General features: G+C 68.7%; 12 protein-coding genes and 1 riboswitch. Of the genes, 8 read left to right on the top strand and 4 right to left on the bottom strand.

All coding sequences use genetic code 11. The annotated features are described in order from the left end of the window. Positions 1 to 47: 47 nt before the first annotated feature. Positions 48 to 2,396: a heavy metal translocating P-type ATPase gene (locus NE2_RS01840; RefSeq protein ID WP_063023179.1), complete on the top strand. Its 2,349-nt coding sequence runs from the start codon at positions 48 to 50 to the stop codon at positions 2,394 to 2,396. 44 nt (positions 2,397 to 2,440) lie between these two features. Here the strand turns inward: NE2_RS01840 and NE2_RS01835 are convergent, their stop codons facing one another. Continuing rightward, positions 2,441 to 3,679, bottom strand: a complete 1,239-nt coding sequence (locus NE2_RS01835) for a serine hydrolase (RefSeq protein ID WP_233429612.1) — start codon at positions 3,677 to 3,679, stop codon at positions 2,441 to 2,443. A 47-nt stretch (positions 3,680 to 3,726) separates the two neighbouring features. Continuing rightward, complete coding sequence (locus NE2_RS01830; protein ID WP_062963286.1) at positions 3,727 to 4,437, bottom strand: MgtC/SapB family protein; 711 nt, start codon at positions 4,435 to 4,437, stop codon at positions 3,727 to 3,729. Between the two features lie 282 nt (positions 4,438 to 4,719). After that, positions 4,720 to 4,891, top strand: a riboswitch (M-box (ykoK) riboswitch). A 258-nt stretch (positions 4,892 to 5,149) separates the two neighbouring features. Between NE2_RS01830 and NE2_RS35405 the strand changes: the two genes are divergently transcribed. The 5 genes from NE2_RS35405 to NE2_RS01810 all read left to right on the top strand — a co-directional run bounded on the left by NE2_RS35405 (position 5,150) and on the right by NE2_RS01810 (position 11,000). Further along, complete coding sequence (locus tag NE2_RS35405) at positions 5,150 to 5,296, top strand: hypothetical protein (protein ID WP_156055638.1); 147 nt, start codon at positions 5,150 to 5,152, stop codon at positions 5,294 to 5,296. Between the two features lie 55 nt (positions 5,297 to 5,351). Continuing rightward, positions 5,352 to 7,058 carry an NRAMP family divalent metal transporter gene (locus tag NE2_RS01825; protein WP_063023172.1) on the top strand — a complete coding sequence of 569 codons (1,707 nt, stop codon included), beginning with the start codon at positions 5,352 to 5,354 and terminating at the stop codon, positions 7,056 to 7,058. Between the two features lie 111 nt (positions 7,059 to 7,169). Next, positions 7,170 to 7,493: a hypothetical protein gene (locus NE2_RS01820; protein WP_228816339.1), complete on the top strand. Its 324-nt coding sequence runs from the start codon at positions 7,170 to 7,172 to the stop codon at positions 7,491 to 7,493. A gap of 73 nt (positions 7,494 to 7,566) precedes the next feature. After that, positions 7,567 to 9,096: a catalase gene (locus NE2_RS01815; protein ID WP_063017579.1), complete on the top strand. Its 1,530-nt coding sequence runs from the start codon at positions 7,567 to 7,569 to the stop codon at positions 9,094 to 9,096. Positions 9,097 to 9,197: 101 nt separating this feature from the next. Then, positions 9,198 to 11,000 (top strand): glycoside hydrolase family 15 protein, encoded by a 1,803-nt coding sequence (locus NE2_RS01810; RefSeq protein WP_063023170.1) that lies wholly within the window; start codon positions 9,198 to 9,200, stop codon positions 10,998 to 11,000. Between the two features lie 7 nt (positions 11,001 to 11,007). On the opposite strand, the gene NE2_RS01805 is transcribed toward NE2_RS01810, so the two are convergent. Further along, positions 11,008 to 12,708: an FAD-dependent oxidoreductase gene (locus NE2_RS01805; RefSeq protein ID WP_063023168.1), complete on the bottom strand. Its 1,701-nt coding sequence runs from the start codon at positions 12,706 to 12,708 to the stop codon at positions 11,008 to 11,010. An 84-nt stretch (positions 12,709 to 12,792) separates the two neighbouring features. Further along, positions 12,793 to 13,848, bottom strand: a complete 1,056-nt coding sequence (locus tag NE2_RS01800; RefSeq protein WP_063023166.1) for an AraC family transcriptional regulator — start codon at positions 13,846 to 13,848, stop codon at positions 12,793 to 12,795. A 62-nt stretch (positions 13,849 to 13,910) separates the two neighbouring features. On the opposite strand from NE2_RS01800, the gene NE2_RS01795 reads away from it, so the two are divergent. Beyond that, complete coding sequence (locus NE2_RS01795) at positions 13,911 to 14,435, top strand: DUF6328 family protein (protein WP_063023164.1); 525 nt, start codon at positions 13,911 to 13,913, stop codon at positions 14,433 to 14,435. Positions 14,436 to 14,540: 105 nt separating this feature from the next. After that, positions 14,541 to 14,795 carry a microaggregate-binding protein 1 gene (gene mbp1, locus NE2_RS01790; protein ID WP_063023383.1) on the top strand — a complete coding sequence of 85 codons (255 nt, stop codon included), beginning with the start codon at positions 14,541 to 14,543 and terminating at the stop codon, positions 14,793 to 14,795. Positions 14,796 to 14,860 lie beyond the last annotated feature (65 nt).

The following is a 14,860-nucleotide window of genomic DNA, read 5'->3' as shown; positions in this document are numbered from 1 at the left end:
GTATATGGTCTTGGTAATCACTCGACCGGTCGAGAGGAGTCGTGCACATGGACGGCAACGGCCATGAAACCGTCGTACTGGATCTGAACGGCCTGCACTGGGCGAGCCGGCGGCAGGTCGCCACCCGGGTCCTGCAACGCCGCCCCGGCGTGCTCGAAGCCACGGTCAATCCCGCCGCCCAGACCGCGACAGTCAGCTTCGACCCGAGCCGGACCTCGGTCCACGACTTGCGGGAGTGGTTGCGCGACTGCGGGATCCACTGCTCCGGCCGATCGGTTCCCCGGCACATCTGCGATCCGCTGGCCGAGCCGTCCGGTCCGTCTCGTCCCGACGGCGCGCACCGGCACGAACCGGAACCCAGGCACGATCACGACGGCACGCACGGTCACCACGGCACCCACGATCACCACGACATGTCGATGGCCGCGATGGCCGCCGACATGCGCAACCGATTCCTGGTCGCGCTGGTGTTCTCGGTGCTGGTCATGGTGTGGTCGCCGATGGCCACGGACATGTTCGGCATCGACCTGCCGGTGCCGTTCGGGCTACGCCAGGATGTGTGGGCGCTGATCCTGAGTCTGCCGGTGGTCGGGTATTCGTCGACGATCTTCTTCACCGGTGCGTGGCAGGCGCTGCGGGCGCGGACCCTCGACATGATGGTGCTGGTCGCGGTCGCCATCGGGGCGGGATGGCTGTATTCGCTCGCGATCACGCTGACCGGCGGCGGGGAGGTCTTCTACGAGGCCTCGACCATGCTCGCCACCTTCGTGCTGCTCGGGCACTGGTTCGAGATGCGCGCCCGGGGCGGCGCCACCGACGCCATCCGCACGCTGCTCGACCTCGCGCCACCGCGCGCGGTGGTGGTGCGTGACGGCGAGGAGGTGGAGATTCCCACCGCCGAGGTCGCCGTCGGTGATCTGCTGCTGGTGCGGCCGGGCGCCAAGATCCCGGTCGACGGCGTCGTGGAAGACGGCGACAGCGAGGTCGACGAGTCGATGGTGACCGGGGAGAGTCTGCCGGTGCACAAACAACCGGGTGCTCCGGTGATCGGCGCGAGCATCAACGTCGACGGCACCCTGCGCGTGCGTGCGGACAAGGTCGGTTCCGACACCGCGCTGGCGCAGATCGTGAATCTGGTTCAGCAGGCGCAGAATTCGAAGGCGCCGGGCCAGAAACTGGCCGACCGCGCGGCGTTCTGGCTGGTACTGGTCGCACTGATCGGCGGTGCGGCCACCCTGGTGGGATGGTTGCTCGCCGGTGCCACCTTCGCCACGGCCATGCTGTTCGCCATCACCGTCGTGGTGATCACCTGCCCCGACGCCCTGGGCTTGGCCACGCCGACGGCCGTCATGGTCGGCACCGGACTGGGCGCTCGTCGGGGCGTGCTGTTCAAGAACGCGCTGGCCCTGGAGACGGCGGCGCGCGTCGACGTGGTGGTGCTGGACAAGACCGGCACGCTGACGAAGGGCGAACCGGCCGTCACCGAATTCGTGACCGCGGCGGCGGAGCCCTCGCCCCGGCTGCTCGCGGCACTGGCCGCGGTCGAACGGGAATCGGAACACCCACTGGCACAGGCGATCGTCCGCTACGCGCAGGAGCGCGGCGCCGCGCCGGCGCGGGCCGAGAAGTTCGAGAACGTGCCGGGGCACGGCGCCGTCGCCACGGTCGACGGGCAGCGTGTCGTGGTCGGCAACCGGCGACTGCTGGATCGGGAGGGGATCGAACTCGGCGAATTGGCCGACGCTCGGGCCCGGATCGCGGACGGCGGCCAGACCGCCGTGCTGGTGGCGGTCGACGACAAGGCGGTCGCGGTGGTCGGGATCGCCGACGCACCCCGTGAGACCGCCGCCGCGGCGGTGCGCGAAATGCACGATCTGGGTGTGGAAGTCGTGATGCTCACCGGCGACAATCGCGCCACGGCCGATCGCATCGCGGCCGAATTGGGCATCGATACGGTCATCGCGGAGGTGCTGCCCGGCGACAAGGCCGACACCATCGCGCAATTGCATTCGGGCGGAAGGAAAGTCGCGATGGTGGGCGACGGCGTGAACGACGCGCCCGCGCTGGCACGGGCCGACCTCGGCATCGCCATCGGGGCCGGCACGGACGTGGCCATCGACACCGCGGATGTCGTGCTGATGCGATCGGACCCGCTCGATGTGCCCACCGCCTTGCGGATCGGCCGCGGCACGCTGCGCAAGATGCATCAGAACCTGGCGTGGGCGGTGGGATACAACGCGGTCGCACTCCCGATCGCCGCCGGCGTGCTCGAACCGGCCTTCGGATTCACCCTCCGCCCGGAGATCGCCGCACTGACCATGTCGGGCTCCAGTATCATCGTCGCGCTGAACGCGGTGTCGCTCAAACGACTTCGGCTTCCCGAGCCGCAGGGCTGAGACCCGGACCGGCCGGACGGCAGGGAGCCGCGAGGATGCCGCCGCTACGGCCGGGCGACGGGCGAGCGGGGAACGACCGCCGAGATCTGTGCGCACAACTGCCAGGGCCGCTCGGTGTCCACGGTCGACTTACCGCTGGTCAGAATCGCGCCGGACAGTCCGCGGTCGAGGTCGGCCCAGCCGTACTGGGTGGTCAATCCGCTACGGCCGAAATGCTTTTCGGTGTGGGCGCCGAATTTCGACCGCCGCCCGCCCAGCTCGAAGCCGGCGCGACTGACCCGGCCGGCGATGCCGGGGATCCGGGGGGCGGGTGCGATCGCGCTGTGCAGAGTGTCGGGAGACAGGATCCGCACACCGTCGAGTTCCCCACCGCGACAAAGGATTTCGTAGAAGCGCGAGAGTTCCGCGGCGGTGGTCACGAGATTGCCGGAGGGAAGCTCCGCGGTGAGGAACGCGCGCACCGAATCCGCCGAGGTCGAGGCGCTCATTCCACCGCCGAGCGCCTTGCCGGCCACCAGCGACCAGGCCCGGGAGGGTCGCGGTCCGGTGCGCACACTCGGCACCACCCGGTCGACGTCCTCCGGGCTCACCCCGAAGGTCGTCCACCGGAAACCGAGCGGATTCAGCACCTGCTCGGCGAGATGGTCGCGCATCCGTTTGCCGGTCGCGCGCTGGACCAGCAGACGCAGGATCAATCCGCTGGTCAGTGCGTGATAGACGCGAAAGCGCCGGGGCGGCCAACTCGGCCGCAACTCGGTCAGCGCCCGCACCGCGACCTCCTCGTCGACGACGGAGTCGAAGCCGCGGTAGCCCGCCGGCATGAACGGCACCCCGGCGGCGTGGGAGAGCACATCGGCGATGGTGATGCGGCCCTTGCCGTGCGCGGCGAATTCCGGGATGTAGTCGCACACCCGGTCTTCCGGCGCGAAGGCGCCCTGTTCGATCAGCATCGCCGTCACCGTCGCGGCGACGCCTTTGGCGGTGGAGAAACCGCAGAACGGGGACTCGACGGTGATCGGTATGCGTTCGACGTCGGGCCCGTCGCCGGGGGCGTTACCCCAGCCGTGGCCGATGGCCCGGTTCAGCACGATCGCGCCGTGGCGGCGCAGGCAAATCTGGATCGCCGGAGTGGTTCCCATCCGGTACCACGCGCGGACCGACTCCCACACCGCCTCGACGTCGCCGCGGCTCAGGCCCACCGCGGTGGGGTCGTCCTCGGGGCCCACCGCGGTCACGGTGTCCGGGTCGGCGGGTACGGGAACCATCGGGGCGACACTGCTCACGGCGTCAGCATAGTGATGGAGGGCATCGGTGCAGGTCAGAGCGGGCACTACAGCCCGGGCGCGACCGGTTCGACCGTGCGCCATCCGACGCTGGTCACCGACGGTTCCAGACTCAGCCGGCTGACCGCCGATTCCATCTGCCGGTCGTCGCGCTGATCGCCGACCAGATCCGCGCGCACCTCCACCCGGCCCGCATCCTCGGCGTTGGCGCTGGCGACCGACACGAGCCGGAAGTCCGTGCGCGTCAACGCCTGGACCAGCAGCGCGCGCACATGCGCTTCGTGCGCGTCGTCGGTGACGGCGGTGAACGCGTAGTGCGCTGGTTGCTCGTTACCCGATTCCGGCTGGCGGTCGACCGCTCGCCCGGCCGCCCGCAACGCGATATTGACGATGACCACCGCGACGGTTCCCGCCGCCGCGGTGCCGTACATTCCGGCGCCGGAGAGCGCGCCGACCGCCGCCGCGCACCAGAGTGTCGCGGCGGTGTTGAGCCCCCGCACGTTCAATCCGTCGCGGATGATCACACCCGCGCCGAGAAAGCCGATACCGGAAACGATTTGGGCCGCGACCCGGGTCGGATCGGCGGCGCCGCCGTGAAAGCCGTGCGCGGACAGCAGCACGAACAACGCCGCGCCCGCGGAGACCAGGGCGTTGGTCCGCAATCCGGCCATCCGGGCCCGGTACTGCCGTTCGAAACCGATCACCGCACCGAGACCGACACCGGTGGCCAGGCGCAGCAGCATCTCCCAAGTCGACATGAGACAACCCTTCGATGGAGGGCGAGAACTCGCACGCGCAGGCTACCGCGACATCGGCACGGTCGCGTCGACACGAGAATGGTCGCCGAGTGAATTCTTGGCAAAACGACGTATATGACTGTCGTCGGGCACAGCGACCACCTCCTTCCGGGACACGACCCGCGTAGAACGGCGCCGGCCGGCGGCGCCGGGAAGGAAGTAAACACCGCCGATCGGATGCTGGCAACCCCGCCGGTGGCCACCGATTTGACAATCGCGAATTCCGGGTTCACTCTTTTGCAGTCAGCACCTCGCTAGGCGAGGCTCCTGTACGAACACAGGCCACTGATCCGACGACGTCGAGAGACGCCCAGGGTTAGGACAGATCTTCCCGGATTAAGGGATGATCCGAAGTGGCTTCTCCCGCAAGGGGATACGTCGTACAGTGCCGAAGCTCTGACGAGAGGGGTGCGTCTCCGCCGTTCGGGCGGGTCTCCCTCTCGCGTGGTGCCGATCACCAGAACAACGACGTGCGCGTGCGTCCCGGCAGCGAGGAGGTGAGGGGCGATGCCATCCGGAGATAGTCCGTATCCGAGTTCGCGAACCGTATCGTCCCCGGCTCGCTGCCTGTCCGCCTGAACTCACCCCCGATCCACCGCATCGGCATCGCCGATGTGGGGTTCCGGGGTGCCGCGGGCTGCCCGCAGCCGGGTTTCACCTCTGAGGAGAACCCATGTACCGCAATGTCTTCCGTCGACTCACCGGCCGCCGCCTGACCGAATTCGAGCGCCGCAACCTGCGTTCCTGCCGTCCCTCGGCGCCCGTGCACACCGCCGCGCTCGGCGCTCACCTCGAGCGCCGCCCGGGCGCACTCCACTAGCCCCGGAACTCGAAAACAACTGGTGAGCACAGAGTTTCAGGAAGCGAGCGCGGCGATGACCACCTACTCCGACGACACCCGCACCCCGGCCGCACCCCCCGGCGCTGTCGCCGATCACGCCCACGTCGGCGATATCGTCGGCGCGCTGGGCGTGATCCGGCAGCACGACGACCTCGCCGGCCGCAGCCGGATGCAGCGATTGCGCATGCTGGCGGCGGTGATCGGGCCCGGCCTGATCGTCATGGTCGGCGACAACGACGCCGGCGGCGTGGCCACTTACGCCCAGGCCGGTCAGAACTACGGCATGGCTCTGCTCTGGACGCTCGTGCTGCTGATTCCGGTGCTGTACGTCAACCAGGAAATGGTGGTGCGGCTTGGTGCGGTGGCCGGTGTCGGCCATGCCCGGCTCATCTTCGCGCGATTCGGGAAGTTCTGGGGCGCGTTCAGCGTCGGCGATCTCTTCGTGGTCAACGCGCTGACCATCGTCACCGAATTCATCGGCGTGGCAATGGCTCTGAGCTATTTCGGATTGCCGAAGGCGGTATCGGTGCCGCTGGCGGCGGTCGCGCTGTTCGCCGTGGTCGCGGGTGGGTCGTTCCGGCGGTGGGAGAGCCTGATGATGACGCTCATCGCGGTGAACATCGTGCTGTTCCCGATGGCGTTGCTGGTCCATCCGAGCGTATCGGGCGCCGGGCACGGGCTGATCCCGTCGCTGCCGGGCGGGCTCTCGTCGACCCTGTTGCTGATCATCGTGGCGATCGTCGGCACCACCGTCGCACCGTGGCAGCTGTTCTTCCAGCAGTCCAACATCGTCGACAAGCGCATCACCCCGCGCTGGATCCGCTACGAGCGTATCGATCTGTGGCTGGGAATAGTGGTGGTGATGGCCGGCGCGATCGCGATCATGGCCGCGACCGCCTACGGACTGTCGGGAACCGGTCCGGTCGGCGGCTTCACCGATGCCGGTGCGGTCGCGGCGGGCCTGCGTGCCCACGCGGGCCCGGTGGTCGGCGCGCTGTTCGCGATCGTCCTGCTCGACGCCTCGCTGATCGGCGCCAACGCGGTCGGTCTGGCCACGACCTACACCCTCGGCGATACGCTCGGGCGGCGGCATTCGCTGCATTGGAAGGTGTCCGAGGCACCCGGTTTCTACGCCGGTTACGCGGCCCTGCTGGCTGTCGCCGCCGCGATCTCGTTCAGCCCCGACCACGTGCTGGGCCTGATCACGCAGGGTGTGCAGGCGCTGGCCGGGGTGCTGCTGCCCTCGGCGACGGTATTCCTGGTGCTGCTGTGCAACGACCGCGACGTACTCGGCCCGTGGGTGAATACGCTGCGGCAGAACATCTGCGCCGCGATCATCGTCTGGGCGCTGGTGCTGCTCTCGGCCGCGCTCACCGCCGCCACGTTCTTCCCGGGCCTGAGCACCCGGACCCTCGAGTTCGGGTTGGGTGCGGGCGTGCTCGCCGGTCTGGCCGGGGGTGCGGTCGCCCTGCTCGCCCACGGGCGAACCCGGCGCCGCTCCGCCGCGGCGACCGCGGCCCGTTTCGGCGACCTCGACCCCGGTCAGGTGCAGGAACTGGACCGCGGCTCCGAACGCGCCGAACTCGCCGGGGACCGCGACACCTTCCGCACTCCGGCGCTGCACACCCTCGAGCGTCCGTCGTTCACGCCGCTGCGCACCGCGGGCATGCTCGCCCTGCGTGGGTATCTGCTGGTGGCCGTCGTGCTGGTCGTGGTCAAGATCGTCGAATCCATCGGGTGAAGGGCGCGGGGCGGTGGGATTCGCCTGATTCGAACCGCCGAACCCGGGTAGTACGCCTGCAAGCAGGGAGGAGTGCGCCCTGTGCGGCCGCAACCGGGACACGGAGGTGCCATGATGACGGACCCGCGGATGTCGCGTGAAAGCACATCGCAGGAGCAGGCGCAGCGGCGGCGGATGCTGCGAGCACCGCGCAAACATGCCGGTGAGGGAATCGAGGACACATACAACATTCCGGGCATCATCCTGTGCGCGTTGAGCTTCGTGGCGCTGGCGCTCGCGCTGACCGCTGCCGGATACGGCTTCGGCGGGTGGGCGATCGTGGCCGGCGTGGTGTGCGCGGTGTGCCTCATCGGCGGCGTGACGTGGATCGCGCTGGAGAGCAGGCGCACCCAGGCGCGTGACCAGTGGGAGCCGCACCAGCGACAGGGGCACTGATCAGCGTGTGAACGCGGCGGGCCCGCCGCGGAGGCGAGACCGCCGCACCGATCCGATCCGGGAGAGGAGAGAGATGGTCGAGAAGACTCGCGCCGGCGGTTTCACCACCGACGACGCCGGAATTCCGGTTGCCAGCGACGAAGACTCGCTGACGATAGGCCCCGATGGCCCGATCCTGCTCAACGACGCGTATCTGATCGAGAAGATGGCCGCGTTCAACCGCGAACGCGTACCCGAACGTCAGCCGCACGCCAAGGGCGGCGGCGCGTTCGGCGTCTTCGAGGTCACGCAGGATATGAGCGCCTACACCTGCGCGAAGGTGTTCCAGCCCGGGGCGAGGACCGAGATGCTGGCCCGGTTCTCCACAGTGGCCGGTGAGCGGGGCAGCCCGGACACCTGGCGTGATCCCCGTGGATTCGCGTTGAAGTTCTATACCGAGGACGGCAATTTCGACCTGGTCGGCAACAACACCCCGATCTTCTTCGTCCGCGATCCGATGAAGTTTCAGGACTTCATCCGATCGCAGAAACGCCGGGCGGACAACAACTTACGCGACCACGATATGCAGTGGGACTTCTGGACGCTGTCGCCGGAGTCGGCGCACCAGGTCACCTGGCTGATGGGCGATCGCGGTATCCCGCGCACCTGGCGGCACATGAACGGCTACTCCAGCCACACCTACATGTGGGTCAACGCCGAGGGCGAGAAGCACTGGGTCAAGTACCACTTCATCACCGACCAGGGTGTGGAGTTCTTCACCCAGGACGAGGGCGACCAGATGGCCTCGATGGATACCGACTATCACATCCGGGATCTGTGGGAGGCGATCGAGCGCGGGGACCACCCGAGCTGGACGCTGAAGATGCAGATCATGCCGTTCGAGGCGGCCAAGACCTACCGGTTCAACCCGTTCGATCTGACCAAGGTGTGGCCGCACGGCGATTATCCGCTCTACGAGGTCGGCCGGATGACGTTGAATCGCAACCCGTCCGACTATCACACCGAGATCGAACAAGCCGCCTTCGAGCCGAGCAACGCGGTGCCGGGAACGGGACCGAGCCCGGACAAGATGCTGTTGGGCCGGTGGTTCTCGTATCCGGACGCCCACCGTTACCGGATCGGCGCGAACTACAAGGAATTGCCGGTCAACGCGCCGAAGTCGCCGTCGCACTCCTACACCAAGGACGGCCACATGCGGCACCACAATCCGGGCGACCCGGTCTACGTGCCGAATTCCAAGGGCGGACCGCACGCCGAACCCGGCCGGGCCGGTCCGACCGCCGGCTGGTACACCGACGGCGAAATGGTGCGCGAGGCCTACACGCTGCGCCGCGACGACGACGATTGGGGTCAGGCGGGCACACTGGTCCGCCAGGTGCTCGACGACGCGGCACGAGAACGGTTGGTGGACAACATCGTCGGCCATCTTCTCAACGGTGTGTCCGAGCCGGTCCTGGCGCGCGCCTTCGAATACTGGCGCAATGTGGACAAGGATCTGGGCGACCGGGTGGAATCCGGCGTCCGGGCGAAACAGGACGAGAAGGATCCGAAGGCGGCCGGTCAGGGCAATCCCGCCCGGTCGTCCGCGCAGCGGAAGGCCTGACCGGACCGCCCGTACGAACGCGAACCCCCTCGGCCGGGAGTTGCCCGGCCGAGGGGAGCGAGCGGGCGGTTAACCGGGCGCGATCGTGGTATCTCCCGACCATGATCGCGAACTCCGCTGCCGCCCCCCACGTCCTGCGGGAGTACTCGTTCATCGCCGACGGTCAGCGCGGCGCCCTGGTCGGGCCGCGCGGCGACATCTCGTGGATGTGCCTGCCCGGCTGGGACGGCGACGCGGTCTTCGCGTCGCTGCTCGGTGGTTCCGGAATGTATGCCGTCACCCCCGCGAGCCGGTTCGTGTGGGGCGGCTACTACGAGCAGGGCACGCTGATCTGGCGCTCGCGCTGGCTGTCCGGGTCGGCGGTGATCGAGTGCCGGGAGGCGCTGGCCTTTCCCGGCGACCGGCATCGCGCGATGCTGATGCGGCGGATCGTGGCGGTCCAGGAGGACGCCGAGGTCGACGTGGTGTTGCGGCCGATGGCGCGATTCGGCGCGGAATCGGTCCGCCGGCCGCACTGCGAGGACGGGGTGTGGACCGCCCGTGCGGGCGCGTTGCGGATGCGCTGGACCGGCGCGCCGAAGGCGGAACTCGATCCGAGGGGACCCGACCGCGGGTGGACCGATCACCTCGAGATTCCGGCCGGGCGCTGTCACGATCTGATTCTGGAACTGTCCGACCGGACCCTGCCCGACGAGCTGCCCGACCCCGATACCTGTTGGGAGGCAACGGAAAACGCGTGGCGGCGCGACCGCCCGGATTTCGGCGCGAGCGCCGCGCCCCGCGACAGCGCCCACGCGTTCGCGGTGCTGCGCGGGATGACCGCCGATACCGGCGGAATGGTCGCGGCCGCCACCACCAGCCTGCCCGAACGCGCCGACCAGGGCGAGAACTACGACTACCGCTACGTCTGGATCCGCGATCAATGCCTGGCAGGGCAGGCGATCGCCGTCGCCGGTCCGCATCCGCTGCTCGACGACGCGGTCGGGTTCACCGCCGCCCGGCTACTCGACGACGGTCCCGCGCTGGCCCCGGCCTATACCGTCGACGGGAAGAGCGTGCCGGCGGTGCGCGATATCGATCTCCCCGGATATCCGGGCGCCCGGCCGGTGATCGGCAACCGGGTGCGCGGGCAGTTCCAGCTCGACACCTTCGGCGAGACGCTGTTGCTGTTCGCCGCGGCCGCGCGCCACGGCCGGCTCGGCGGCGATCATCGCCGCGCGGTCGATATCGCGGTTTCCGCGATCGCGGCCAACTACCACCGCCCGGATGCCGGTATCTGGGAGATCGAGGATCGGCTGTGGACCCATTCCCGGTTGATCTGCGCGGCCGGATTGCGCGCGGTCGCGGCATGCCCGGACACCGGCGCCGATACCGCCTACTGCAGTGCGCTGGCCGATACGCTGGTGGCCGAGGCGGCCCGCACGGGTGTGCATCCGACCGGCCGCTGGCAGCGCGCCCCCGATCAGCCCGGTGTGGACGCCGCGCTGATGCTGCCGTTGATCCGCGGCGCGATCCCGGTCTCCGATCCGCGCTATGCCGCCACCTTCTTCGCGGTGCAGCGGGATCTGACCACCGACTACTGCGTCTACCGCTACCGTCACGACGATCGCCCGCTCGAGGTGAGCGAAGGCGCGTTCCTGCTGTGCGGTTTCACGATGGCGATGGCGGCCGCCCAGCTCGACCGCCCGGTGACCGCGATGCGCTTCTTCGAACGCAACCGCTCCTCGTGCGGCACCCCGGCTCTGTTCGCCGAGGAATTCGATGTCACCCAGCGGCAGTTGCGCGGCAATCTGCCCCAGGCGTTCGTGCACGCGATGCTGCTGGAATCCTCGCTGCGACTGGGACCGCTCGCACCCGAACTGCCGTCGGAGGCGGTAGTGGCGAGTACGGATCGGTCGGATTAGCTGCGGACTAGGTGATGTCGACGATCGGCAGCCGCAGCGCACCGGGGGCGTCGGCGGGAACCACGGGGGCCTTGGGGGTGACCGGGGCCAGCCGCCGATAGGGCGAACCCAGCGCCGGCCGCTGATCCGGCTCACCCTTGTTGGGCCACAGCGCCAGCGCTCGTTCGGCCTGTGCGGTGATGGTCAGCGACGGATTGACGCCGAGATTCGCCGAAATCGCCGAGCCGTCGACGATGTGCAGGCCCGGATGGCCGTACATGCGCTGATAGGCATCCACGACACCGGTCTCCGGGGAATCGCCGATCACGCAGCCGCCGATGAAATGTCCGGTCATCGGAATGCCGAACAGGCTGGTGATGCCGGCGGTCGCGATGCCGTCGATCTTGTCGGCCACGCGGCGGGCGACCTCGTGCCCGGCCGGGATCGACGTCGGATTCGGTTGTCCCTCACCCTGTTTGGTGGTCATCCGGCGGCCGAACAGACCGCGCTCGGTATAGGTGGTGAGCGAATTGTCCACCGACTGCATCACCAGCAGGCCGATCATCCGCTCCGACCAGTGGCGCGGGTTGTGCACCTTCGCCAGATCGCGGCGGCGCCGCCAGTTCTCGCGCAACCACAGCCGGGCGGGCGAGGTGCTGCCGTCCTCGTCGTACATCACCGTCGTCATCAGCGACAGCACGTTGCTGCCCTTGCCGTAGCGCACCGGTTCGATATGGGTGTCGGCGTCGGGATGGATCGAGGAGGTGATGGCCACCCCCTTGGTGAAATCGGTGTCGGATCGCCGGCTCCGGATCGACAGCAGCTCTTCGGAATTCGTGCGCGACAGATAGCCGAGCCGCGCGGAGATGTGCGGCAGCGAGCCGCGGTCGCGCAGCCGGTGCAGCAACCGCTGCGTACCCAGCGCGGCCGCGGCGAAGATCACCTGTTCGGCGGTGAAGCTGCGGCGCGCCTTGCGAACCCAGCGCCCGGTGCGAACGGTGTCGACGCGGTACCCGCCCGACGGCAGCGGCATCACATCGACCACGGTGGTGTGTGGATGCACGGTGGCCCCGGCCTTCTCGGCGAGATACAGGTAGTTCTTCACCAGCGTGTTCTTGGCGTTGTGGCGGCATCCGGTCATACATTCGCCGCAGTGGGTGCAGGTGCGCCGGGACGGGCCGACACCGCCGAAGTAGGGATCGGGCACCTCCTGTCCGGCGCGAGTGCCGTTGCCGCCGAACAGGACTCCCACCGGAGTGTGCCGGAAGGACGCGCCGACACCCAGTTCCTCGGCCACCTCGCGCAGCACCCGGTCCGAGGCCGTGGTCGCCGGATTCGTGGTGACGCCCAGCATGCGCTTGGCCTGGTCGTAGTGCGGTGCCAGTTCGGCGCCCCAGTCGGTGATATGGGCCCACTGCGAGTCGGCGAAGAATTTCGCGGGCGGTTCGTAGAGGGTGTTCGCGTACACCAGCGAGCCGCCGCCGACACCGGCGCCGCTCATGATGAAGGTGTCCTTCAACAGGGTCAGGCGCTGGATGCCGAAACATCCCAGCCGCGGCGCCCACAGGAATTGCCGCGCCCGCCAGGAGGTCTTCGCGAATTCGTCGTCGGCGAAGCGGCGGCCGGCCTCGAGGACGCCGACCCGGTAGCCCTTCTCGGTCAGGCGCAGCGCGCTCACGCTGCCGCCGAATCCCGACCCGATGACTACCACGTCGTAGTCGAACCCCATCGCCGCGCCCTTTCCTGGTCCCGATCGTCCCCTCGTACCGTATGGGCAGATCAGGGGCGGACGCAGAGATCGACGGCCAGAAAATCAATAGTTCCGGTCACGCCGGTAGGCGGCCGGAGTCGTTCCGGTCCAGCGCTTGAAGGCGTGGATGAACGGCGTCGCCTCCGCGTAACCGAGCCGGATGGCGATGTCGTCGATGGTCAGCGGCGTCCCCGAGAGCATTTCCTGCGCGAGCGCGCGGCGCACCTCGTCGAGCAGCGCCCGGTAACTGGTCCCGGCCTCGGTGAGGCGGCGGCGCAGCGTTCGCACACTCATGTTGAGCTCCCGGGCCACCGCCTCGATCGGCGGCGGCGTGGTGATACCGGTCGCGCCGCTGCCGGGCAGCAAGCGTTCCCGGACCTCGGCCGCGATACCCGTGCGCGCGCTGCGGCGCTGCACCAGATCCCGGCACTGAGCGATACAGACCGCCCACGTCTGCTGATTCGCCTGGGGTAGCGGCTGGGCGAGGATTTCCGGTGCGACGGTGAACATGGTGTGCGCGCGCCCGAAGCGCGGCCGCGCGCCGAGCACGGCCTCGAGCCGGTCGGCGTAGGGCGGTTCGTCGTAGCCGAATTCCATGCGGGCGAAGGAGAAGTCGTGGCCGAGCAGATCGGCCATTACCCGATGCATGGCGACGATGTCGCGCTCCACCAGGAAGGTCTGCACATCCGGCGGGATGAGCTCGTGATGGATCCAGGCGACCACATCGTCGCGCCGATACTCGACGATCGGTGTGCAGAAGGCGAATCCGAGCCGGTAGTACCGCATGGCCAGCGAAATCGCCTCGCGCAGCGTGGGACTGGTGACGCAGGCGAAGCCGAAGATGCCGAAGGTGCTCAGCCGGTACCGCCGCCCGACCTCGACGCCGAGCGCGGGGATGTCGCCGAGTTCGGCGACCAGATTGCGCACCACCGCCAGTTCGGCCTCGGCCGGAATCTGGGCGCCGGGGTCGGTGAGCGTGGCCGGCGCGATACCGGATCCGGCGAGCAGCCGGGCGCTGTCGACCCCGTGCTCGGTGGCGAATTCGATCATCACCGCGACGCTGGCGATCCCGCGGGGGAAATTCCAGGTGCGGACCTCGGGCGCCTCGACGGTGTGCATGGCACCATTATGGCCGAAACTATTGATCTCTCGGGACGATCCGTCGAGGATAGGGTTGTCGGATGGAGCAGGCGCAGTCCGCCGGCGGCCGGGAAGACCGCGACCGGGAATGGGACCGCGAGGTCCGTGGTGAGACGGAAACCGAACAGCTGGACCGCAATCTGACCAGTTTGATTCAGGAATTGCGGGTGGTGCAGACGGGCGTGCAGTTGCTGACGGGCTTCCTGCTGACGCTGCCGTTCCAGGCCAGGTTCACCACGGTGTCCACCCCGATGCGCGGGCTGTACCTGGCGGTTGTGACCGCCTCGATCGCGGCGACGGTCTTCCTGATCGCGCCGGTCGCCGCCCACCGCATCCTGTTCCGGCAGCATCGTCTGGGCAGCGTGGTGCGCACCGCCCACACCTTCGCGCTGGTCGGGCTGGCGCTGCTCGGCATCGCGCTCACCGGGGTCGCGGTGCTGATCTTCGACACGGTGGCCGGTGCGGTCGCCGCCACCGTCATCGGTGTGTGCTTCGCGGTGCTGTTTCTGCTGACCTGGTTCGCCCATCCGTGGCGGGAGCGCCGGCGCGGCGCCCAGACGCGGTGAGGGCGCCCACAGCGGCCCGAAATAGCGGTCGGCGGGCGTTTCGTGCCGGGGTCGCCGGGTATCGCGCCCGATGTCAGTGATTTCGACGTGTTGGAGGTGAATCCCTTGTCGGAGCACGAGAAGGGCGGAGGCCGCGAAGGTCTCGAAGGCGTCGTGGAAGGCGCGAAGGGTAAGGCCAAGGAGGCCGCCGGTCAGGTATTCGGAAAGGACGAGCTGCGTGAGGAGGGCAAGGCTCAGCAGAGCCGCGCCGAATCGCAGCGCGAGGCCGCCCAGAAGGAAGCCGAAGCCGAGAAGCACCGCGCGGAAGCCGCTGTGGAGGAAAAGCGGCAACAGGCCTTCCAGGACAACGGCGGCTCCTGACGGTCGACGTAAGTAGCGGAACCGACCGAAAGGGTGCCCGGCCGATGTGACCGGGCACCCTTTCT

Origin of the sequence: Nocardia elegans NBRC 108235, from assembly GCF_001612845.1 — a bacterium.
Lineage (GTDB): Bacteria > Actinomycetota > Actinomycetes > Mycobacteriales > Mycobacteriaceae > Nocardia > Nocardia nova.
The sequence above is the reverse complement of the archived record's forward strand: the minus strand, read 5'-3'. Positions and strand labels throughout refer to the sequence as shown.